General features: G+C 60.1%; 16 protein-coding genes and 1 pseudogene. 7 read left to right on the top strand and 10 right to left on the bottom strand.

Annotated features, from left to right (window positions below):
• Window positions 1–132, top strand: a 132-nt coding sequence (locus FJ960_RS27235; protein WP_140718188.1) for an adenylyl-sulfate kinase, incomplete at its 5' end; no start/stop codon positions are given.
• Window positions 133–205: 73 nt separating this feature from the next.
• Here FJ960_RS27235 and FJ960_RS27230 read toward each other — a convergent pair.
• The 7 genes from FJ960_RS27230 to FJ960_RS29635 form a co-directional block, all read right to left on the bottom strand.
• Window positions 206–1,552: an HlyD family type I secretion periplasmic adaptor subunit gene (locus FJ960_RS27230; protein ID WP_140510947.1), complete on the bottom strand. Its 1,347-nt coding sequence runs from the start codon at window positions 1,550–1,552 to the stop codon at window positions 206–208.
• Complete coding sequence (locus FJ960_RS27225) at window positions 1,539–3,308, bottom strand: type I secretion system permease/ATPase (RefSeq protein ID WP_140718187.1); 1,770 nt, start codon at window positions 3,306–3,308, stop codon at window positions 1,539–1,541. Before FJ960_RS27225 ends, FJ960_RS27230 begins: the two co-directional genes overlap by 14 nt.
• 356 nt (window positions 3,309–3,664) lie before the next feature.
• Complete coding sequence (locus FJ960_RS27220) at window positions 3,665–3,886, bottom strand: DUF768 domain-containing protein (RefSeq protein WP_027146702.1); 222 nt, start codon at window positions 3,884–3,886, stop codon at window positions 3,665–3,667.
• 13 nt (window positions 3,887–3,899) lie between these two features.
• Window positions 3,900–5,633 carry a tetratricopeptide repeat protein gene (locus tag FJ960_RS27215; protein ID WP_140718186.1) on the bottom strand — a complete coding sequence of 578 codons (1,734 nt, stop codon included), beginning with the start codon at window positions 5,631–5,633 and terminating at the stop codon, window positions 3,900–3,902.
• Between the two features lie 48 nt (window positions 5,634–5,681).
• Window positions 5,682–7,088 (bottom strand): HlyD family type I secretion periplasmic adaptor subunit, encoded by a 1,407-nt coding sequence (locus FJ960_RS27210; protein WP_140718185.1) that lies wholly within the window; start codon window positions 7,086–7,088, stop codon window positions 5,682–5,684.
• 164 nt (window positions 7,089–7,252) lie between these two features.
• Window positions 7,253–9,538 (bottom strand): peptidase domain-containing ABC transporter, encoded by a 2,286-nt coding sequence (locus tag FJ960_RS27205; protein WP_140718183.1) that lies wholly within the window; start codon window positions 9,536–9,538, stop codon window positions 7,253–7,255.
• A gap of 215 nt (window positions 9,539–9,753) precedes the next feature.
• On the bottom strand, window positions 9,754–9,930 hold the full coding sequence (locus FJ960_RS29635; protein ID WP_181166789.1) for a hypothetical protein: 177 nt from the start codon (window positions 9,928–9,930) through the stop codon (window positions 9,754–9,756).
• Window positions 9,931–10,144: 214 nt separating this feature from the next.
• Between FJ960_RS29635 and FJ960_RS27200 the strand changes: the two genes are divergently transcribed.
• Window positions 10,145–12,514, top strand: coding sequence for a DUF4573 domain-containing protein (locus FJ960_RS27200; RefSeq protein WP_181174338.1), 2,370 nt, complete (start codon window positions 10,145–10,147; stop codon window positions 12,512–12,514).
• Between the two features lie 341 nt (window positions 12,515–12,855).
• On the opposite strand, the pseudogene FJ960_RS27195 reads toward FJ960_RS27200, so the two are convergent.
• Window positions 12,856–13,353, bottom strand: a pseudogene (locus FJ960_RS27195) (DUF4347 domain-containing protein); the annotation flags it as partial.
• A 91-nt stretch (window positions 13,354–13,444) separates the two neighbouring features.
• Window positions 13,445–13,786 (bottom strand): hypothetical protein, encoded by a 342-nt coding sequence (locus FJ960_RS27190; protein ID WP_140718181.1) that lies wholly within the window; start codon window positions 13,784–13,786, stop codon window positions 13,445–13,447.
• 1,110 nt (window positions 13,787–14,896) lie between these two features.
• Between FJ960_RS27190 and FJ960_RS27185 the strand changes: the two genes are divergently transcribed.
• From FJ960_RS27185 to FJ960_RS27165, 5 genes are all read left to right on the top strand, one after another.
• The gene (locus FJ960_RS27185; protein ID WP_140718179.1) at window positions 14,897–17,701 is read left to right on the top strand and encodes a glycosyltransferase family 25 protein; all 2,805 of its coding nucleotides are present in this window, start codon (window positions 14,897–14,899) and stop codon (window positions 17,699–17,701) included.
• A 196-nt stretch (window positions 17,702–17,897) separates the two neighbouring features.
• Complete coding sequence (locus FJ960_RS27180; protein ID WP_140718177.1) at window positions 17,898–19,334, top strand: hypothetical protein; 1,437 nt, start codon at window positions 17,898–17,900, stop codon at window positions 19,332–19,334.
• Between the two features lie 72 nt (window positions 19,335–19,406).
• Window positions 19,407–20,195 (top strand): TylF/MycF family methyltransferase, encoded by a 789-nt coding sequence (locus FJ960_RS27175; RefSeq protein ID WP_246672979.1) that lies wholly within the window; start codon window positions 19,407–19,409, stop codon window positions 20,193–20,195.
• Window positions 20,196–20,318: 123 nt separating this feature from the next.
• A complete protein-coding gene (locus FJ960_RS27170; RefSeq protein ID WP_140718175.1) occupies window positions 20,319–21,089 on the top strand; it encodes a class I SAM-dependent methyltransferase in 771 nt (256 codons plus the stop codon).
• A 412-nt stretch (window positions 21,090–21,501) separates the two neighbouring features.
• A complete protein-coding gene (locus FJ960_RS27165) occupies window positions 21,502–22,242 on the top strand; it encodes a hypothetical protein (RefSeq protein WP_246672978.1) in 741 nt (246 codons plus the stop codon).
• A gap of 397 nt (window positions 22,243–22,639) precedes the next feature.
• Here the strand turns inward: FJ960_RS27165 and FJ960_RS27160 are convergent, their stop codons facing one another.
• The gene (locus FJ960_RS27160) at window positions 22,640–23,536 is read right to left on the bottom strand and encodes a LysR family transcriptional regulator (RefSeq protein WP_140718173.1); all 897 of its coding nucleotides are present in this window, start codon (window positions 23,534–23,536) and stop codon (window positions 22,640–22,642) included.
• Window positions 23,537–23,781 lie beyond the last annotated feature (245 nt).

Genomic DNA, 23,781 nt, shown 5'->3' with positions numbered 1-23,781 from the left:
CTGAATGGCGAGATCAAGAATTTCACCGGTGTCGATTCTCCATACGAAGCACCGGAGAACCCGGAGATCCATCTCAAGACGCTCGGCAAGTCGCCTGAAGAGATGGTAGATGCCCTCTTCCACTTCGTCTGACGTCGAAGGGCGCAGGTTCCAATATAATAGCGCCGTTTCACATCGGAGCTTCCGATATCCAAGATGCGGGGGGCTATCTCTCCCGGAAGGCGCGTTGGAACGAATCCACCAAGGGCTTGGTCAGATAAGCCAGAAACGTCCGTTCGCCCGTTGAGATGAATGTCTCGACCGGCATGCCTGGATAGATCTGGTCGGGCTTAACCTGCGGTGGCAGCTTGTTGGCCATTTTAAGCCGGACGGTGAAGTAAGGCAGTCCGGTATTGGGTGCCATCAGCCGGTCGGCCGAAATGTAAAAGACCTTTCCGGACACTTTCGGCGTCGTGCGCGCGTTGAGTGCGGTGAACATCATGTTTGCGTCCTGCCCGACCCTGATTGAGTCGATATCTTCAGGCTTTATCCTGGCCTCGATGATGAGCTCGTTCGTGGTCGGCAGAAGCTCCATCGCGATCTCCCCGGCGCGGATGACGCTGCCTTCGGAATTGTAGAGCGAGCGCACGATGATGCCGTCCACAGGCGCCCGGATTGTGGTTCGGTCCAGGACTGATCGCGCAGCGTTGATCTGTTCCTCGAGATCCGCGACCTCTGCCCGTGCTTTGTTCAGTTCGGTGACGGCATCCTCGACCCGGCTGGTTGTAAGCCTTTCAATCTGCTGACGCGCTTCCACAGTCTGGGTCGCCGAGCTGGCGATCTGCGCTTCCAGAGATCCCGCCTGTCCTACCAACTCGGCGGTACTGCGCAGAAGACTGGTATATTCGGAACGATTTGTGAGTCCTTTTTGTAGCAGGTCTTTTTTTCTTTCCGTCTCCTCGTTGACGATCACAAGCTGATTTTCCGCTGCCTTCTTTTGAGCCTTTAACCCCACAATGGCGTCCTGAAGTGCTGCCACCCTTTGCTTCAGTATCCCCTGTTCCGCGCCATAACGCGCTAGCCGCGCCTGAAATTCCTTGTTTTGCTCGCCGAAGACATCGCTATATTCGGAAGCGCCTGAATAGGCTCCGAGGTCACTGGACAAGACAATACTCTCAAGGCCGTCGCGCTCTGCTTCGAGCCGAGAAATCTCGGCTTTTTGTGCAACCCACTGCTTGAGAACCCGGTTGAGCTGGGACCGCGCCATCGTCGGATCGAGCACGATCAGGGCCTGGCCTCTTGAGACCCTGTCACCCTCGTGAACTCTAATGCTCCTGACAACGCCTCCTTCGAGGTGCTGGATCATGACATTCTGCCCTGCTGCGGCGACCACACCTGGCGCAATGGTTGCTCCAGCAATCGGCGCCGTGGCTGCCCAGAACCCGAAGCCGAGCACGAAAACGGCCACGCTTGCATATCCCGCCAGCATGATCCGATCTGTCCGTGTATCGATGTTGCGCTGCCAGCGATAAGCCTTGGCGCCAGCCTGGATGGTTTGGCTAGGGGCCGTCATTTGCGACTTTTACCTCTACGCGAGCCTGTGACGGGAAAGGCACCACTCCTTCATTGTCATGCGACTGAGCGGCCGCCGCTGCTGCCGCTCGGGCCCGTCGCTGAGCAAGTTCGTCGAGCACGTCCTTGGTCAAACCGTAAATCTCTACCTGACCGTTTAGCAGCATGAGGATGCGATCGCATTTGGAAGCGAGGGAGGGCCGGTGGGTAATGACGAGGACGGTCGTCTTTCGCGACCGCGCTTGGATGATCGCCCGCTCGAGCGCGGCTTCGCCGTCGGAATCAAGATTCGCGTTGGGCTCGTCTAGAACCAGTATCTTGGGATCGCCGTAAAAAGCGCGTGCAAGGCCAATGCGCTGACGCTCGCCGCCTGAAAGGCGAACGCCAGCGGGGCCGATCACCGTCGAGTATCCGTTCCTCTGCCCCATGATCAGCTCATGTACCTGCGCCTTCCGGGCCGCTTGAACTAACTTCTCGTCGGATGCGTCCGGCTCAAAGCGCGCAATGTTCTGTGCGATGGTTCCAGGGAAGAGTTCCACATCCTGTGGAAGGTAGCCTATGTGACGGCCGAGTTCCTCCGGATCCCAATTTCGAATATCGCCGCCATCGAGACGGATCGCGCCCGAACGGGGTTGGATCGCACCGACGATGAGCCGCGCCAGCGTCGATTTTCCTGCCTGGCTCGGGCCGACGATCGCGACGGTCTGGCCAGCGGGGACCTCGAAAGTCACCCGCTTGATGAGCGGCATCGCACCGTCGGCCGAACCTGGAAGATGATAGACTATCTGATCTGCGCTCAACACTCCATCGGGACTCGGCAATGCCGGGTTTTCCTGCTTGTCCGGCCCGGATTGGGATACCGAAAGCCGCTTCCATGCAAGATTGGCGTCGGTGATCTGCCGCCAGCTTCCAACGATCTGATCAAGAGGTTGCAAGGCCCGCGCCGATATCATCGATGAGGCAAAGATCATGCCTGCGGTCATTTCATTGTGCAGAACCAGATATGCACCGACGCCCAATATCGCGATTTGCAGCACCGACCGCGTCGTGCGGGACACACCACCATAGAACGCGTTGATGCGAGCCAGTCCGTCGGAGGCGTGCAGTGAGTCGGAAAAACGGATCCCCCAGAACTCTATCGCGTTGGACACCATCCCGAGTGCGCGGACCGTTTCGAAGTTTCGCGCGAAGGCCTGCGCCGAATTCATTGAGGCGCTAAGATTGTCCGCCGCCTCCTTGCTGGGTCGCGAACTCGCGATCTGGTTCAGCACAGCGATGGCAACCATGAGAACCGCCCCGATAACCGTTACCAGGAAGAGCAACGGATGGACGAAGTAAAGCAGGCCCACGAAGATCGGCCCAAAAGGGAGGTCGAATAGAAAAAAGATGGTTCGCGAAGCGATGAATCCCCGCAGGGTCGCCAAGTCGCGCAGGGCCTGGACGTCGCCGAGACCGGCACGCGGACCGCTCATTGCTGCTAGAAATGATGATGCACCCAAAGAGACATCCAGCCGAGCGGCGAGCTGGCTCGCATATACGCTGCGCACGACTTCGAGTACGCCGAACAGCAAGAGCGACGATAGAGCAAGCAAGGTCAAATAGGCGAGCGTGTCGAGGTTGGCCGCAGGCAAAACCCGGTCATATACCTGCAGCATGTAGAGAGGCAGAATCAACACCAGGGTGTTCATTGCCGCGGAGAAGAGGCCCATTTCGACCACACTCCTCGACAGCACCCTTCTGTTCCTAAAGCTGGGCATCTAAATCGCACCCGGGGCAAACGATCACATTAGACAATCTGTATATATCATACGGTGTTGCGATGCCACCAGTTGAGATTCTTTTGATGGCCATGATGATGAACGCAAACGGGCTAGGCGATGCGACAATTGCGATTGTCCAAGGAGCGTCGAGGCGAGAAGCCGCGCCTCCTGCTATGACCGACCTATTTGCGCCGCAAATACACCCTGCCCCTCAGTGCGACTGAACGGGATTCCGCCAACTATGGCAACACGTCCAGGCTTATGAGGGTGCTTCCGCCTCTTTGGAAATCCCAAGCCCGATCGGCTACCCATGGCTTAAGGTAACTCTTGCACCCGAGGTCGTGGCGTTGTGCCTAATCCGGCAAACCGGACGTGCGATCCTGGAGCGTGCGCATGGTCGCTTCGTAGACGCTTCCGATTTCTCGGTCGATCTCTTGGCGTGCGATGCCTTGAGCCTCTGCCGCCCGCACGGCGTCGGCCGCCATGGTGGTCACGACGAGGGCTGCGTCGTCAATTCGCGGCGGTAGATGGTCGCAAATCCATTTGCGTAGGAAATCAGCGGCGCGCCTGCTCATATTCCATTACACCTCAACCCGAGGTGGCCTCAGCGAATTCCTCGTCCGCCTCCACGATGCCATGTGCAGCCGCTCGCTCGAGCCAGAGGCGGCTGGCCAACGGGTCGCGCTCTCCGGCGAGTCCTTTGGCGAGATACCGGCCCAGCATGAGTTGGGCCTGGCCATGCCCACATTCGGCGGCGGCCGAGAACCACTTCTGCGCCGCCACTTGGTCGATCGGCAAACCCTGGCCGGAGCTGTGCAGCGCTCCGAGCGCAAACATTGCCCCGACATGACCGGCGGCGGCGGCTCGTTCGAACAACTGCACCGCGGCCTCTGGCGAACGATCGCCGCCACGGCCATTGAGCAGCATCTCCGCGAGTGCCACTTGCGCGTCGAGTATGCCGCCGTCGGCAGCCTGGGCAAACCAGGCGCGGGCCTGCTGCGCATCGGCCGCCACCCCGCGCCCATCCCTGAGGATGCGCGCATACATATATTGGGCCTCGGCCACGCCCTCAGCAGCGCGCCTTAGCCATTGCGCCGCCTGACCTTCGTCCTGGGGCACGCCGACGCCTTTGACGAAACAGAGGCCGAGATTGAATGCGGCGATCAGATCGCCTGAAGATGCGGCGGCTTCGAACCATCCTGCTACATTTGTGGTGTCGTCCGCCTCGCCAATCCCTTGCAGAGCGAGGTTGGCCATATCGACTTGTGCTGCCTGATTCCCGCTGGTTGCGGCCGTGCGCAGCCAGCGTGTCCCCTCCTGCTCATCCCTGGCAACACCGTTTCCCGTTAGGTAAAGGGAGCCTAGGGCGCGAGCGGCGGCCTGATGACCCGCCTCGGCCGCCCGTCGATACCATGTTGCGGCTTCTGCATAATCCGGCGGTCGGTACTTCACGTTACGCTCCCCCAGGAGGTACGCCGCCTCGACGTTGCCGGCCAATGCGGCACGTCGCATCCACGCCTCCCCGGCCACAGGATCGAGGTCACCGAGGCTCCCCTCGATCATCGCCAATCCCAATCGGAATTGGGCCGAGGGCAGGCCTTGCTCCGCAGCCGCCTGATACAGCCGAGCTGCGGCAGCAAGATCGCCCGCGACGCCCAGCCCGTGCTCGGTGAAGATCGCAAAGAGGTAGATTGCGGTCGGCAGGCCAGCGTCGGCGGCACGACGTACCTCGTCAGCAATTCTGTCCCGTTCCGCGAGACCACCTTGCCGGGCCAGGGAAAGGGCAAGGCCGAGGCGTCCTTCGGCGCAGCCGGCCGCGGCCGAGCGCTCATACCAGCGGTGCGCTGCATCCGCATCGCGCATCGGTCCGGGACCCCTGGTGAGGATATAGCCGAGGACTGCTTGACCGGTTGCCGAGCCTGCCTCGGCCGCCTTCGTGGCAAGCTCGCGTGCCGCCACGAAGTCCGGCTCACCCAAGGTGTCTTGTTCGAACAGGCGTTGCGATGCAGGGCGCTTGACATCAGCTTCAGATGTCGCCAGTCCGCTCACATAGAGTGCGGCGAGGAGCGCCTGTGCATCGGCGCTCCCGCGTTTTGCCGCCCGCCCGAGCCACCGCGTCCCCTCCACGCGGCTCGGCGGCACACCCGAGCCTTCAAGATAACAACGCCCAACCCGATGTTCGGCGTCGGCGATGCCCGCGCGCGCGGCCATCGCCATGAGCGGAAAAGCTTCCGAAGGCCTGCCGCTGTCAAAAAGCTGCACCGCCCGCCGCAATGCTGCCGCAGGGTTGGCGAAACCAGTCAGCCGATCCAGAATTGTCATCGATCCGAGTCCCTGATGTCCTCCATCTGGCCGCTGGCGCGCCGCAGCTTATGGCTCACGCATGGCTTCCTGGCCGATCGGTAGCATCGCGCCGAGAATATATTTGAGCACCGTGCGTTGGCCGACCTTGACGTCAGCGGTCACGGGCATGCCGGGGCTGACGATGAAACCGGCGGGTACCCCGTGCAGCGCGACCTGGTCGATGGAAATGCGAGTCCGATAGAATGGCTCGGCATCCGAGGGCAGCATGGCCAGGGAACTGTTGGGGTCGCGTGCTTGCTCCTGCGCAGAAAAGGAGTCCGGGCTGAGCGATCGCACAGTGCCGTGGGCGAGGCCGTATTGCGAATAGGGGAAGGTGTCGAACTTGATAACCACGGGGTCGCCGACGTGCACGAAGCCGCTGCTGCGGCCGACCACGTTTGTCTCAATCTCAAGCGGCGCGTCGGCCGGCACCAGCGTGATCAAGCGCTCACCCGACTGGAGGACCGAGCCGACCGAGACTTTCGCCACCGACTGGACGATGGCGTCTGCTTCGCTTTTCAACTCTACCAACTGCTTACGGAGCCTTGCCTTGTTGAGGAGTTCGCGAGCGTCGGACATCCGGGAGGTCGCGTCGGACAGACCCTGTGAGACTTCCGCTCGCCAGCCTTGAATGTAGCCGTCGCGCTCGGCGGCCACCGCAGCCTGCTGGCGCTTGGCAGCCTCTGCTGTTTGCTCGGCATTGCCGAGCGCCCGCGACATCTCTGCCGAATTGTCTTCCGCGATAAGGGTATTGAGGCGGCTTCCCACCTGTCTTTCTTCCAGCTGTTTGCGCATCTGTTGTATCGATGCCGCGACCGAGAGCCGCTGCCGGTAGCCGAAGGCATCCGATTGAGAACGCGAGATCACCGAACTGAGTTCATCGCGTTGCCGGTCGAAATTCTCCAGCTTGGCCTCATAGACTGCCTTGCGGCGCTCAAAGATAGACGCCTGCAGGGTCCAGCTCGGGTCGAGACCGTCATAGTTGAAAGCTTGGCCGTCGGCCTCCGCCTTCAACCGCGCCACCTCTGCCTCAAGCGTCGCGACCTGCATCGCCAGCGACTGGAGGTCCGCCGAGGCAAAGGTAGCATCGAGGCGGGCAAGCAATTGCCCGGCTTTTACGTGCTGACCTTCGCGCACGTCGATCGAGCGGACGATCGCCGTCTCCAAAGGCTGCACAATGATGTTGGGCGATTTTGAAACCACCAGCCCTCTGGCCGTCACCACCTGGTCGACCGGTATCAGTCCCGCCACGGCAATCAAGGCAACCACCATGCTCGAAATAATCCAGACGACACCGCGCGCCGACCGAGGAATTGGCGCATTGGCGACCGCTGTCGACGGCCATTGGAATTCGAGAATGGCTGGTGTCGTCGGATCGCTCGGTTTTATCCGACGCAAGCGGGCGGGGTGGATGGTGAGAGAGGTGGTGGTCATGGCTTGCTGGACCTGGAGTGTAAGCACTCGAAGTACAAACTGTCTCGAATGAAACCGATCCCATCCATTCCATCTTCAGTCGAAGCGCGATGGCCAAAGGAACGGTTCGCCGTCTTGCGGGCGATCATTGTTGAAAGCTCGAATCGACCGCCGCGCGACATCGGTCAACCCGACCGCGGCGGCACGGCGACCGGACGGCCGTGGCGGCCATCGAGGTGCCGGTTCTGCTGCGCCCACAGCTGGCGGTAAAGCGCGCATCGTTCGAGCAGGATCGCGTGCGGGGCGACGTCGAGGACCTTGCCCTGCTCCATGACAAGGATCTGGTCGCACTCGGTGAGCGAAGAAAGCCGGTGCGAAACGATGATCATCGTGCGCCCGCTAGCGATGCGCATGAGATTGGCGCTGACGACCGCTTCACTCTCGGGATCGAGGGCGCTGGTCGCTTCGTCAAGGATAAGGACGGTCGGATTGTGGATGAGGGCGCGCGCGATCGCCAGCCGCTGCTTTTGACCGCCCGACAGATTGGGCGACCCTTCCTCGATGTATGTGTCGTAGCCATTCGGCATTCGTTCGATAAATTCTTCGGCGCCTGCCAGATGCGCGGCTCGCATCGCGTCGGAAAGCGTCAGGCCCGCGCGCCCGGCGATGATGTTCTCGCGGATCGACCCGCGGAACAGGAAATTGTCCTGGAGCACCACGCCGAGCCCCTGGCGAAGGTGGCGCAGGTTGAATTCCTTGAGGTCGACACCGTCCAGCTTGAGGAAACCGCTATAGTCGCGGTTGATCCCCTGCAGAAGGCGCGCGATCGTCGACTTTCCCGACCCGCTGCGCCCGACAATACCGAACATGGTGCCTGCCGGAATGTTGAAGCTGACCCGGTCGAGCGCCGGCGTCCTGGTACCGATATAGCTGAAGGTCAGATCGTTGAACGTGACCTCGCCGACGAGCCTCGGCCTTAAGCCCTGGGAATTCGAACTGCTCTCCAGTGGCCGGTTGAGGACCGACGACGCCTCGCCGATCGCCGCGCCGACCTCCTCGTAGTCTTCGATCAGCCGCGCCAGCCCGACAAGCGGTTGGGCGACGCGCTGGGAGATCATCATGAAGGCGAACAGGCCGCCTACCATATAGCCGGAACTGTCGTTCATCGCGAGATAGGCCCCAATCAGCATTGTGCCGAGCACCATGGCACGTTCGATCGGCGTTACCAGGGTCTGCGGCCAGCTGGCGAACTGCCCGAAAGCCAGACGCGCCCTTCCCGCCTCCGCCACCTGCTCGTCCCAAAGCGCCTTGCGTTGCGGCTCGAGACCTAGTGCCTTCACGGTCTTTATCCCGACGACAGTTTCGCCGAGTGCCGCCGACTTCCATGTCTCAGCTTCAATCACCCGCTGGTACCTCCGGCGCAGCGGCTTGAGGAAGGCAATAATGATCAGTACGATCGCGCCTGCGCAGGCAATCACGATCCAGGCGAGCTTGGCGTTGATGTAGAACATCACCGGTACCAGCACGCAGAGCGTTATCAGATCAAGGAACGTGCTGAGGAGTTTGCCGGTCAGGAACTCGCGGATGCGATAGACCTGGGCGAGATGGTACAGCGTCTCGCCGGCCGGATGACGCTCAAAATAGTCAAGCGGCAGGCGCAGGAGCCTACTGAAAATGTGCAGTTGCAGCTTGGTGTCCAGGCGGGCGCCAACGACGTTGATGATCAGCCGCCGTGCGTGGCCCAAGAGCGTTTCGTAGGCGAAGACGACGGCGATTATGGCCGACAAGAGCAACAGCGTCGAGACACTGTTGAACTGCAGGACCTTGTTGACCACCGTCATGACGATGAGCGGCGGCAGGATGGTAAGGACGCTGAGCGTGAACGAGGCGATGGCGACGTCACGCAGAGGCCGGCTTTCGAGCCGTACCAGTTCGGCGAGCCAGCCGAGAGTGAAAGGCGCGTCCGCCGCAACAGAGGATCGCGCATTTCGCAGCAGCACCGCCTCCCCCGTCCACACCTGCGACAGGCGCAACTCGTCGATAGCGGTGGATTCACCGTCATCAGGCGCGTCCACGCCTTTGAGGAAGACCAGGTTGCGCTCGGCACTGGCCCCGGTGAGGATCCCCGCGCCGCCATCACTGAACAGCAGGACGACCGGCCCGGTATCCTGGAAGCGCAAGAGGTGGGACCAGCGAACGCGGACGGCGCGAGACCACATACCGCCGTTGCGCGCCCACTCGGACAGGTCAGCGGAGGTTGGAAACAGGCTTGCGCTCGCCGCCCTGAATTCGTTCGGGTCGAGCTCGACCCCGTGATAGCGGGCGACCCGCAACATCGCCTTGAGGCGCTGCCCGACCTCTTCAAACTCGGCGGGACCACCGGGAAGCCGCCCCGGTTCGGTCGTATCGGCTTCGATGCCGGCGCGGACCGCCACCGGCTGGATTTCGGCGCTCAGAGGGATATTCACCATGGGCTTCCCTCCGACACGCAAGCGCCGATACCCCAGGCGAACCGTCCCACCGATACCTCAAGCGGGGACTGATCCACGCCGAGCCGGCCGGTCGGACGGACCCGTCCCCGGTCAGAAATGACGGGCGAGCGCACCCTGCTTTCCGCAGAGCGCGCGCGCCCGTTTCTCAGCCTTGGACTGGTTCCTGTCGTGGTCTGTCCACTTACCATTCCTGCTCACTCATGCGGCTTCAGAATATCCTTCAGAGCCTTCTTCACCGTGTCGTCGCTGTTGGCGCTGCCCGCACCATGCTTGGGATCCGAGGTCAGGTCGGTGCTCGCACCCAGCGGCTTGTTCTGGTTCTGGCCAAATCCCCTGATCGTGTTGAGCACGTTCAGGAGGTCGGTCGTCACCGAGCCGGCCGCTAGTCCGATGAGCTGGCGGAACGACGCAGGGCTTACGGCATCACTGTCGGTCGAGCCGGATTGCAGGAACTGCGTCGAGTCCTTGAGCCCGAGGGTGCTGGCCGTGACCGTGGCGGTGTGACCGTCAGGGGGGCCATCGGCGTCAGTGCCATCATTGGGATGGCCTTTCCCCGGATTGCTGCTGTCGTTGTGGTCAGGATCGTTGCCGCCACCGTTGTTGCCATGGTGGTGGTCACCGGTCTCACCGCCAGGCCCCGTCGCTCCGGTCGGACCTGTCGGACCGGGCGCTCCGGTAGAGCCAGTTGCTCCGGTCGAGCCGGTCGCACCGGTTGCACCAGTCGAACCTGTCGCTCCAGTCGAGCCGGTCGCTCCAGTCGAGCCGGTCGAGCCTGTCGCTCCGGTCGAGCCGGTGGCACCAGTCGAACCTGTCGCTCCAGTCGAGCCGGTTGCCCCGGTCGAGCCAGTCGCTCCGGTCGAACCGGTCGCTCCAGTCGAGCCGGTCGCTCCAGTCGAACCTGTCGCTCCGGTCGAGCCGGTTGCTCCGGTCGAGCCGGTCGCTCCGGTCGAGCCGGTGGCACCAGTCGAACCTGTCGCTCCGGTCGAACCTGTCGCTCCAGTGGCACCAGTCGTACCTGTCGCTCCGGTCGAACCTGTCGCTCCAGTCGAGCCGGTGGCACCAGTCGAACCTGTCGCTCCGGTCGAGCCGGTTGCTCCAGTCGAACCTGTCGCTCCGGTCGCTCCAGTCGAGCCGGTCGCTCCGGTCGACCCGGTATGCCCGGTGGCACCAGTTGCTCCGGTCGAGCCAGTTGCTCCGGTCGAACCGGTATGCCCGGTGGCACCAGTAGAGCCAGTTGCTCCGGTAGAGCCTGTCGAACCAGTCGAACCTGTAGCTCCGGTCGAGCCGGTTGCCCCGGTCGAACCTGTCGCTCCAGTCGAGCCGGTAGCTCCGGTCGACCCGGTATGCCCGGTGGCACCAGTAGAGCCAGTTGCTCCGGTAGAGCCAGTTGCCCCAGTCGAGCCGGTCGCTCCGGTCGACCCGGTTGCACCAGTCGCACCTGTCGCTCCAGTCGAGCCGGTAGCTCCGGTCGACCCGGTATGCCCGGTGGCACCAGTAGAGCCGGTAGAGCCTGTCGCTCCGGTCGAGCCTGTCGCTCCGGTCGAACCGGTATGCCCGGTGGCACCGGTAGAGCCAGTTGCTCCGGTCGAACCGGTATGCCCGGTGGCACCAGTAGAGCCAGTTGCTCCGGTAGAGCCAGTCGCCCCAGTCGAACCTGTAGCTCCGGTCGAGCCGGTTGCACCAGTCGCACCTGTCGCTCCAGTCGAGCCGGTAGCTCCGGTCGCTCCGGTATGCCCGGTGGCACCAGTAGAGCCGGTCGCTCCGGTAGAGCCAGTTGCTCCGGTAGAGCCAGTCGCCCCAGTCGAGCCGGTCGCTCCGGTCGAGCCTGTCGAACCGGTCGAACCAGTCGATCCGGTCGAGCCTGTCGCACCGGTCGAGCCGGTCGAGCCGGTCGAGCCTGTCGCGCCGGTCGAGCCTGTCGCACCGGTCGAGCCGGTCGATCCGGTCGAACCAGTCGCACCGGTCGAGCCGGTCGAGCCGGTCGAGCCGGTCGAACCAGTCGCACCGGTCGAGCCGGTCGAGCCGGTCGATCCGGTCGAACCAGTGGAGCCTGTCGCACCGGTCGAGCCAGTCGATCCGGTCGAGCCTGTCGCACCGGTCGAGCCTGTCGATCCGGTCGAGCCTGTCGCACCGGTCGAGCCTGTCGATCCGGTCGCACCAGTCGAGCCAGTAGCGCCGGTCGAGCCTGTCGAGCCTGTCGCTCCGGTATCACCGGTTGCGCCTGTGGCTCCGGTAGAACCGGTCGAACCGGTTGCTCCAGTCGATCCGGTCGAGCCGGTAGAGCCTGTCGCCCCAGTCGAGCCAGTCGCTCCGGTATCACCGGTTGCACCTGTGGCTCCGGTAGAACCGGTCGAACCGGTTGCCCCAGTCGAGCCGGTCGAGCCGGTCGAACCGGTAGAGCCAGTCGCTCCGGTAGAGCCTGTCGCTCCGGTATCACCGGTTGCACCTGTGGCTCCCGTAGAACCGGTCGAGCCGGTTGCTCCAGTCGAGCCGGTCGAACCGGTTGCTCCAGTCGATCCGGTCGAGCCGGTAGAGCCAGTCGCTCCGGTATCACCGGTTGCACCTGTGGCTCCCGTAGAACCGGTCGAGCCGGTTGCTCCAGTCGATCCGGTCGAACCGGTCGAGCCTGTCGCTCCGGTATCACCAGTTGCACCTGTGGCTCCCGTAGAGCCGGTCGCGCCGGTTGCTCCAGTCGAGCCGGTCGAACCGGTATCACCGGTTGCTCCTGTGGCTCCAGTCGATCCGGTAGAACCCGTAGAGCCTGTCGCTCCGGTATCACCTGTGGCTCCCGTAGAGCCGGTCGAGCCAGTTGCTCCAGTCGATCCGGTTGAGCCTGTCGCTCCGGTATCACCGGTCGCACCTGTGGCTCCTGTGGCGCCCGCTCCGGTGGCGCCCGTCGCACCCGTCGCGCCTGTGGCTCCGCCAGCACCGGTGGCACCGGTGGCGCCCACTTGACTCGTGATAGTCAAACTACCCCCACTAAAGTTATTGTTGTTAGTGGGATTGGCAGCACCGGACGTGAAAAGATAAGTATTAGGGCCAGTTTGAGTAAGCGTGCCCATCACGCCAAAATTAGCATTGTATATCGTGTAGTTATCACCGACTATAGGAATTACTATAGTTACACTAAACGCAAAAACTAAACCGTTAGTTGCTGATGGAAGCTGAAAGCTCCCAACAACTGTATCGGGATCGAGTGTGGTGTCCACCAGATAATAGGTGTTGACGTTACTGCTGTTGCCAGGGCCAGTTATCGTCCCCGTGAGTGTCAGATCACCCGCCACAAGCACCCCGGTATAATTTGCCACCCCATCCGGGGTCAGTGGCGGCAGGGATGTGGACGCGTTCACGCGTGCGGACAGCTCCCAGGCGCCGCCCAGGGCGGCTGCGCCAACCAGCGATCTCGATGCGCAGACGTCCGCGCCGAGGGCCTCTTCCAGCGCCGCTATGAACGCATCGCCCGCATACCCCAACGCCGTCTCGCAGCTCCACAGCCGGAGTTCGCCGTGCGCGGCAAGCGCTCTGCCAATTGTGGCGAAATCGTCAGCCGCTCCTTCCAGCATTCGGGCTGACCACTCTCCCGCGGAGAAGCTGACGCGGCCAGGCGCGCCATGCGCCATAATGTGGATCGCATCGAGGCCCTCGCGGCTTGCGAGTGTCGCAGCAATTTGCTGCTCCGCCGGCCGGCGGCCATCGAGCACAATTGCCCGAACTTCGGGCCGCAGATTGCCAAGAACCGTCTGGAGGTCGGAGACTGAAGGATCGACAAAAAGAATTTCAGAGGCACGGGCCATGACTGGCTCCTGTTGGCTTCGAATTCAATTCACGGGAACACAGCCCACCGGCCTGGCCGGCGAGCGCTGGGGACAAGGGGCTTGAGACGCGTCACCTTCCGGCCGGTCCGACGGCGCCGTCGGGCCGTCCTACGGCTGGGGTCTCGACGCGAAGAAAGCTGGCGGCCTGGAAATTCCCGCCATCATCAAACGTTCCAATGCCAAGTGAGCCGGCGGTGCTCGGGACCTTGACGGTGAGAGCGACGGCGAGGCTTCGCTTGACGGCTTTGGGCAGAATGACCTGACCGACGATCGCGCTCTTGGCCGTGTCCAGAATGAAATACGTTGCATTTTCGGTCGTGTCGCCGATCGGCAAAACGCCCCGAACAGTGACTTCCATGACCGCAAATCCTGCCGTGTAGCTCATCATGTCCTCCTCGTCGGCTGCGGCCATGCCGCAGCTTCCTCTTGTTTCGTATCCTTAGATTTCAACTGCTGATTTCAATCGCCGCCGAGCCCAGATAACTCGCGCGCATTGGCGGATCGACAAAGTCTGGACCCACGGTGGCTGCAGCTCCGCAAGCCAACCGGCGACGCGCAGGGTGACGAGACCGGAGCGCAAGACTTGACGGCGTCTTCGCGCCGCTCGATCGAACGTCTTCAATGAGGTGGGTGTGAAGTTCGCAGGCATGCTGCGATCCACGGGGCGCATAGGAAAACCCGTCAATCTCGGGACAATCCCGGCTAGTGGCCCGGTGCGGATAATTGGGGGACTGATCGAAGCCGAACCGGCGTCGCGAGCGCATCGTTTCGTACTTGGTATCACGCCAACCACAGCCAACTCCCGTAACGCACGTGCCGATTTCTCGACGACGACTTGCGAGGGAACTGACTACTCGCGAGGGAATATCAGGTTGGGAAAACGCTGGCCTTGAGTTCAAGGCGATACGACGTCTCTCCAGCACGTCAACAAACGCCCCATGCGCCCTAACGCACGAAGTGATTTGGCCCTGCGCGCCCTCAACGCACAAAGTAACTTGCTCCAGATACTCTCCTGGTCTTGTAGACTGCGTAGCCGACAGGCCCTCTGCCCGGTCCGCGGCTACCTTCCCATGCACAAGACATTAGTAAAATCTAAATTTAGCAACTTGTAAATAACGAAGTTAACGATTTATTAATTGTTGAGGACAAGCAACTACTTTTCGGCCGAGATCGAAATGGCGCGCATGGCCCAAACGCCTTGAAAAAACCGAGGCTTAAAGACGTCCCTGGGCTCGCGTCGAACCCTCGATGTCGCGGAAGAATTTGTGCGTCAGCGGTTGAGCCGACGGGAACGTCTGTTCGCACCCCCCGGGTGCAAGGGTGAACACGAGCCCCCTTGCCGTGACGGAAACCGCTGGCTAACAATGGATAGGGTTGAGATGCTGAACAGGAAGGGGCGATCGATCTCTGCAACAAACGCCATGCAAATGGCCGAGGCCGCGCGGAATGTGTCTTGCGAACCGTCCCCCTTCAACAAATTTCGAGCAGCGTGTAACCAACGCCGCTCCGCCGAGGGATTAGCATGAGCACCATCGGCCTATGCATGATCGTCAAGAACGAGGCAAAGGTCATCCTGCAATGCCTCGCCAGCGCGCTTCCTCTCGTTGACTATGTGCTCGTCGTCGACACAGGCTCCGGGGACGGCACGCAGGATCTCATCCGTACTTTCCTGAGCACGCACGATGTCAACGGCGCAGTCATCGACGAGCCCTGGCGGAACTTCGCCTACAACCGGACCTTCGCCCTTGACCGGCTGCGTGAAGTCGAGACGGTCGACTACGCCATGATCATCGACGCGGACGACACTGTGGTCCAGGACCCCGGCTTCGATCCGATCGAGTTCAAGTCGCGGATGGAACACGATCTATACGACCTCGAGGTGTCCCATGGTGGCATTTCGTTTTATCGCCCGCAGATCTGCCGCAACCGGCTGCCGTTCTCGTTCAAGGGCGTGCTGCACGAATATCTCGAGGCCCCTCCTGGCAATCTCACACGCGAGACCGCCAAGGGATTTCGCGTGGCGACGGGGCGTGGCGGAGCACGCAGCCAAAACCCCCGAAAGTACCAAGACGACGCGGCTGTTCTTGAAAATGCGCTTGCAACGGAGACCGATCCCTTCCTTGTTTCGCGATACACTTTCTATTTGGCGCAGAGCTACAGGGATTGCGGTGAACGTGAAAAATCGCTGGCGAACTATCTGAAGCGTGCCGAGCTGGGTTTTTGGGACGAGGAGGTCTATGTCAGCCTGCTCGAGGCGGGCGATCTCATGGCAGCGCTGGCACGGCCATTCGACGAGGTCGTTGCCGTATTTGAGCGTGCGACGCAGATCGTTCCCACCCGCGCGGAGGCTCTTCACGCCGCGAGCCTCTATTGCCGCCACCAGGGTCGGAATGCGGAAGGAATGGAATTTGCGCGTCGAGGGCTCGGCCTTACCCAACCCGCTGGACTTTTCGTACAGCCCTGGGTCTACGACCACGGACTGCTCGACGAGTTTGCTGTCAATGCCTACTGGACAGGCGCTTACCGGGAATCGCTCGACGCCTGTCTGAAATTGCTCGCCAGCGACAAGTTGCCAGCAGACATGCTGAAGCGCGTGGTGGCCAACGCGCGCTTTGCCGCCGACAAGCTTCAGGTCGGCGAGCCAGCGGCTTTGGGCAGGTTCGGCGCCGAGAGCTTGGTTGAACAGCACAAGCTCATCCCGCAGCGTTCGTTGCGATCGCGCATCAAGGGCACCCCACGCGTCCTCATAGCAATCTTGGCAAAGCAGAAGGAGCCGGCACTGCCGCTTTACCTTGAGTGCATCGAGGCGCTCGACTACCCGAAGGAGTCGATCGCCCTCTACATCAGGACGAACAACAACACCGACAGGACCGAGCACATATTGCGCGAATGGGTAGAGCGTGTGGGCCACCTCTATGCGGCGGTTGAGTTCGATGCCTCAGACGTATCCGATCGTGTGGAGCAGTTTGGCGAGCACGAATGGAACGAGACGCGCTTCAGAGTGCTCGGTCGAATCCGCAACATAAGCTTGCGGAAAACTCTCCAGCACGGCTGCGATTTCTATTTCGTTGTCGACGTCGACAATTTCGTGCGACCGGCCACGCTGCGGGAACTTGTCGCGCTCGACTTGCCAATCGTCGCTCCCTTGCTTCGCTCCATCTCGCCCGGCCAATACTATTCGAACTATCACGCCGAGATCGATGCGAACGGCTATTATATGCAGTGCGATCAATATGGCTGGGTGCTCAACCGCCATGTGCGCGGCATTATCGAGATGCCGCTCGTGCATTGCACCTATCTTATCCGCGCCGACGTGCTGATCGAACTGACATATGAGGACGCCACATCCCGGTACGAGTACGTCATCTTTGCCGACAGCGCCAGGAAGGCCGGCGTCGTCCAGTATATGGATAACCGACAAGTCTATGGCTACATCACCTTCGGCGATGGCCAATACCATGTGAGTGATGGCATCGAGCGCGCCCGAGCGCTTTTGCACGGCGCGGGCGATACCCCCGCATTCACTGGCATCACCCTCTCGGGCTCCGGGACGATGCCAGCTCGACCTGTCGAGCCGCCGCAAATTCATGTCATAAACTTGGACAGCAGCGTTGAGCGCTGGCGCAAATATCAAGGCAGGAATCCTCACCTGGCGAACAAAACAATTCGCGTGTCGGCCGTCGATGGAGCATCCCTCGATCGGTCGGCCTTGCAAGCCTTGGTGGACGATGGAGTGATTGCTGAGGATTGCGGGTATCTGCCGGGCGCATTGGGATGTGCTCTATCCCACATCAACTTGTGGAAGTTAGCGGTAGCCGAGAAGCGGCCAATTACCATTTTCGAGGACGACGTCTACTCATCGTTTAATTTTTTTGAGGAGTCGAACCGAATCCTATCCATGGTCCCAGCGAACTGGGATGTGGTAAAGTGGGGATTCAATTATGACCCTCTATTCCTATGGTTGAACTTCGATTTTTCCAAAGCCAAGCTGGAGTTCTACGACCTACAACACAAACAAAATCCTGCTCGATTTCAATCTGCAAGCTATCCACGATCTCTTATCGGGCTGATCCATTCCTTTGGTTCGATGGCCTATTCAATAACTCCAAGGGGAGCTCAAGTGCTTCTTGAAGAATGTCTACCCTTGCGAAAGAGATTTATTCCATTTCCTGGAACTGGAGTAGTCATAGAGGATCATGGCATCGATTGCGCAATGTCCGCCGCATATGACTCGATGAAGGCTTTCGTCTGCATGCCACCACTCGTTATCCATGATGACAAGCAGGCGTCAGACCGGACAGACGCAGATCACCGAGAGCTGAGCTAGCTAGTCATTTGGAAGCACAACGGACCGCCATAGCCCGACGCGCAAGTTCCTGACAAAGCCCGCCTCTCGATGCTGTCGCACGCCAATGTCGACGCGACGAGTCATATTCGATCAGGTGCTAAGGCCGGCGAAAACCAGAACCTTCGCAGGCAAGCATCGGTAGCAGGTAAGATACCAATCCCTCGGGGAGAACGGCGTGAATATCGCAGGTCACATCACTCTTCTCGTTCACCCAGGAATGGTGAAGGTGCTCGCAAGCCTGATTCAGATGCTCGCCGATGGGCTGCGTGAGATTTCCATCGAAACTCATATCGCCCATGAATTGCCGCAGGGATTCGGCGGCCAGGCGATCGTACTTGGTGCTAACCTGTACGGGGAGGCTGGCCTAGCCAATTTGCCAATTAATACCATCATATTTAATGTTGAAAATCACACATCGAACTGGATGTCGAACGAATACACTAATATACTTCGTCGATTTCCCGTGTGGGATTATAGCAGTAGCAATTCACTATTTTTGTCTGCGATAATAAGTCGAGACGTATATTATTTACGGCCGTTTTATGTTCGCAGTCTTTCACGAATCATCGATACGAACGAAGATATAGACGTTCTATTCTATGGTTCTTTCAACGAAAGGCGATCTAAAATACTTGATGAAATGCGCTCGCGCGGGCTACACGTTGAAGCAGTGTACAACGTATTCGGCGACCGGCTTGACGGCCTAATCGCGCGATCAAGAGTGGTACTTAATTTGCACTTCTATGATAGTGGGCAGCTTGAGATTATTCGTATTTTCGATCTTCTGGCGAACAAGCGCGTTGTAGTAAGCGAAGTAAACGCAGGTGAACAGGTGGATGCCGATTTGGACGGCGCCTTTGTTGCAGCCACTTACGAGAACCTCGTCGATGTAACTGAGGCGCTAGTTAACGACCCAGTTCGACGTCATAAAGTAGCAGCAGCAGGCTTCGAGGCATTTAGCCAACGCAGCGCCAAAAAAATACTCCTTGAAGCACTGGCCTGGAGCAGTTTGCCACGCCTTCCGGGGGATGTGGCGATCGGCAGTGGCAAGATGTATGATCCACACTTGCTCAATGTCGATATTAGCGGCCAATGGAATCCTGATATTGTCGCTGATGTATCAGATCCGGACCTATTGACCCGAGAATTTAGATCATCGCGTTTTGGCGCGGTTCGCCTCAAGCCTGAGCTGTTTTCGAGTATAACAGCTTCAAATGTCCTGCAGAATATTCCTAATCTTGTTTTAGCTATGGAAAACTGTTTGAATTTATTGACTGACGGCGGTGTACTTAAAATAACCGTGCCATACGATCTATCATACGGCGCTTGGCAAGACCCTGCCCATGTACACGCCTTTAATGAACGGAGTTGGCTCTACTATTGTGACTGGTACTGGTATCTGGGATGGACCCAAGCTCGATTCGAATTGATTGAGCTGACCTTTCACTACAGTTCCTTTGGCCGCGAACTGGCAGAACGGGGTGTTTCACATGACGAGATTTTGCGCGGCCCGCGGGCGGTAGACGAGATGCACGTGGTGCTGCGCAAGCGGCAACTAACCGAGGCTGAGCGTGCCCATGGGCGCCAAATGAGAGGCGATGGGCGTGCGTGAAATTCGACGCAAGCTGCTTGCTTCTCGAGCTTGGCTTGCTGTGATGACCCTTTCCTAAGGAGGACACGAGCGTTGAATAACAGTCATGATTTCTTGACCGCCGCAATGAAAATGCGAAATAGATATCTTAATGTTTTGGAAGCATCGCTGACCGGAACCTTATATGGCGACGCGCCCATTGATCCGTGGACGGGTGGGAAATACGATCCGAACAGGCGGGCTCTTGGTCGGGATTGGCCAGGACTGGCCCAAACCATGATTGGCTCAGCAAGGATGCGGAATCTGCGGCATTTATGCGAAACTGTGATCTTAAATGATGTTCCTGGCGACTTCATCGAGACCGGAGTTTGGCGCGGCGGGGCATGTATTTTTATGAGAGGCATTCTTGCCTCATACGCCGATACTCGCCGCCGGGTCTTTGTCGCTGATAGTTTCGCGGGCCTTCCTCCCCCCAGCCCGGAAATCTATGCGGCGGACGCTGGGGACACCCACCACACGCATACCCACCTGGCGATTTCCCGGAAGGACGTAGAAGAAAACTTCCGCAGATATGACTTGCTTGACGAGCAAGTTGTCTTCCTTGAAGGCTGGTTCAAGGACACGCTCCCTAATGCTCCAATACAAAAATTGGCGATTCTCAGGCTGGACGGAGACATGTATGAATCAACAATTCAAGCTCTCGACGCGCTTTATCGCAAGCTATCGTATGGTGGATTTGTAGTTGTTGACGACTACTTTCTCGCTCCATGCGCTCAAGCTGTAGATGAATTCCGGGCTAGAGAGGGTATTACCTCGCCATTAATTCCAATCGATGGCTGTGCGGTGTGGTGGAGGGTTTCCGAGGTTGCAAATCACGATTGACGAGACGGCTTTACCGTCGCTCCCTTATGCCAATAGCCCATTGTCTCGCCAGTTCATCCGCCTGATATTTGACGCCGGTGGGATTGACCCAGGTAAGGCGGTTGGGAAACGAGTTCCACGCCGATGGCGCTGGCCCGCATCAACGCGCGCCGACGTCGAATTCGTTGTAATTTGTCGCACAGTGCCATATTGCCTTTCCAGCCAGTGCCAGACGACATTTCCGTTTACAATGCAGTTGGAATTGTAAGTGAGCACGTCGCCGGCGTCGATGAGGTGCATTCGATGACGCAAAGCACTCCCGAGGATTCCCGCGAAGCCTTCGCGCGCATTTACCAAAGCAATGAGTGGGGCTCCGCGGAATCGCGCTCCGGACTCGGTTCTGCGCACGCGACGACGCATCGCGTACGAACTGTATTGCCGATGCTTTTCCGCGCACTGGATGTGAAGTCCATGCTCGATGCGCCTTGCGGCGACTTCAATTGGATGCGCTTCGTCGACATGGGCAAAACGCACTATATCGGTTGCGATATCGTTCCGGAAGTCATCGAAACCAATCGCATGCGATACGCGAACCGCGAATTCCACGTCCTCGATCTGGCTGCCGACCCACTGCCGAACGTCGACCTCATTTTTTCACGCGACTGTCTGCAGCATCTGACCGAGCCCGATATCTGGCGCGTGCTACGCAACTTCAAGAAATGCGGCGCGCGCTGGCTGTTCACCTCAAGCCATTCAACGTCGGCACAGGACATTGCACGGGAAACGGGTGGATTCGGATTTCTCAACTTACAGCAACCGCCATTCTCATTGCCGCTGCCACTCCTGTTCATGCCGGAAGAACACTACGCATCGAAGGCGATGTGTCTGTGGGACATGACGCAAATCGGTGCATGAGAAAAACCCAGTGCCATTACCGATTCAAATGCTCGTCGCGGCTGCGAAGGCAACATAGCAACTTACACACGCCGTAAGCGTTGTTCGGTTGTGGAGTTGCGGCACGCCCTGCGATGGGCGTCAAGCAGCAATTGTTGTGCCACGGAAAGTTTGAGAAGCAACAATCTAGGGACGTTCCCGATCGCGCTGCTTCTACACCTTGATGTATGTTCGGACCAAGGAGCATCAGCTGACGAACAGGCGACAGTTTGGCATACTAGCTGCCCTCTCATTGGCTACTAGCTTGGCACCAGCTACACTGTGGAGTCGCTCGCGGAAAGGTTACGCGGCTATGTCTCCCCCACAATCCCCGGCCGGCCCGCAGCCAACCCTCCTCACCGCTCCCATCGAGCTTGCCGGCGACTGGGGCCGGATGCTTGAGGGCGCGGCTGATCAGGTCGTCGAGCGCATGCGGCATTCGTGCCTCGATGGGGTCCGCCTGCTGTCCGACCGCCAGCCGACGCGGCTGCGTGTCGACGAGCACACTTCAGGTACGCCGGCCGTCTGGCTGCATCCGGACGGCAGTAGCATGGCGTGGATCATCGTCGACATCGGTGAGCGCGACTGGTCGAAGCTTGCCTACCAGTTCGGGCACGAGCTCGGCCACGTCATGGCCAACAGCTGGCAGGCCAACGCCAAGCCGGCGCCGCCCTGCCAGTGGCTCGAGGAAGCGACAGTCGAGGCATTCTCTCTGCGCGGCCTGGGGCGCCTGGCGAAGAGTTGGAAAGAGAACCCGCCCTTCGTCGGCGACAACGCCTTCGGCGATGCCATCGCCCGGTATCGCCAGGACATTATCGACCGCTATGCGGCCCTCGCTGAAAGCCAGGGGCTCACGCGCGACGCCGCTGCGTGGTTCGCCGACCATCGCGGCGAAATCGAAATGCCCGCCCTCAATCCATTCGCCCAGGCGATGTCCTTGACCATCCTCGCCGAATACGACCGCGCGCCGGACTGCGTCGAGGCGCTGGGCGCACTCAACCGCTGGCCCGGCCGAGCCAGTATTCCGATCGCCGAATATCTCCGGCAATGGGAGAACAGCTGCAAGCAATTGCACGCCTCGCCGCAACTGCCGCGCCGCTTGCAGGTCTTATTGCGTACGCAACGGTTCAAGTGAAAGTGAGCGCCGAGCTCCATCGGTCCGGCCTCAGACCGGGTGTGTCATGTAACGCTGAAAGGACTGTACCGCAGTCTTTCCCCTACTCCCACTCGATTGTTCTAAAGCATGTCGCCCGGAAGTGTCCTCGGTACATGCAGGAAACCAGAAGCTTACAGCAGGTTGAGCGAATCCTATTCGCCGCGACATGCGGTAAGGCATGTTAACGCGGTTGATCCATCGAGGAAAATCTTTCCGCTGACGACGGAGAACCGTATCCGGAACCGTCGGAAATTCTTGCTCTTGAATTCAGAGGAGAATTTCGGCGATCCTCGATCTGCTCGGTTTCAAAGACGGTCGGTCTATTTCCTGGGAGTTCTCCGCATTACGGCAAGCGTCGCCGGCGAGCTGCCGGGCGTCAGTCGCGCGATATGGACAGCCCCGCGAGAAGCGGAGCGTATGCGGCGAGCCTGCGGGATACGAACTCAGTGAAGAGCTGCACGCGCTTCGTCTTGCGTGTCTCCCCCTGCGTGAGAAGCCAGAGCGTTCCGTACATGTGCAAGTCGGTGCCCGGCACCCTCACCAGCAGAGGGTCGGCATCTCCGACGAAGCACGGCAGTGTCGTGATCCCGAGCCCTTGCCGTACAGCAACGATCTGCGCCTCGGCATCCGTGGTCCTGAACGGAACCCCCGTCGTGCGAACCTCACCCTCGCTGGCCCAATCCGGAATTCCATGAATGCTTATGACGATCCACCGGATGGGATCAGGCGCGCCCGCACGCCATGCGGCCAGTCGATCGCGGGACATGTAGACGTGGCCGAACAGCTCCGGCCCTTTCAGGCCGTGAAGATTGAGCGGCAGGGTCTTGCGGTCGTAGACGACGCGGATCGCCACGTCGGCCTCTCGGTTGGTCAGATTTGCCAGCTCGCCGGACGATGAGATTTCCATCTCGATGTCCGGATGCAGACGCGCGAACTCGGCGAAGTCCGGCATGAGCAGGTGTGTCGCGAGGGTCGGAGCCAACGTCACCCGCAGAAGCCCGCGCACGCTCTGGTCGCGCCCGAAAACGCGGGTCTCCAGCTGGTGCGACGACGCTTCCATCTGGTTCGCGAGCTCAAGGACCTCCTCGCCCGCAGTCGTCAGGCGATAGCCCGAAGGCAGCTTTTCGAACATCCGAGCCCCGAGGCGTTCCTCGAGCTGAGCGATGCGTCGCAGCACGGTCGAGTGATACACCCCGAGGCCCTCGGCGGCAGCCCGCACCGAGCCACCGCGTGCCACGGCAAGAAAGTGGCGAATGTCATCCCAGTCGATCATGGTGCAATCCCGCACCGCGCGGTGCGCCTTCCAAAGCCCGTATCCAACGCATCGTACAGCAGTACGGCGGTCATCATAGCTTATGTCAACGAGCGCCGCCCAGTTCCGAATGGCGGAAACTGATTGTCGCGCGGCTGGCGTCAGTCGTCCAGCCGGATCGATTTTGCACCACCGATGTGCGCGTTTCCGCACTCACCAACTGACGCCAGCGGACCCATTTCGAGGTCCTCGGAGGCAGATGCTGT

This window comes from Mesorhizobium sp. B2-3-11 (assembly GCF_006442215.1).
Classification (GTDB): Bacteria; Pseudomonadota; Alphaproteobacteria; order Rhizobiales; family Rhizobiaceae; genus Mesorhizobium; species Mesorhizobium salmacidum.
The sequence above is the reverse complement of the archived record's forward strand: the minus strand, read 5'-3'. Positions and strand labels throughout refer to the sequence as shown.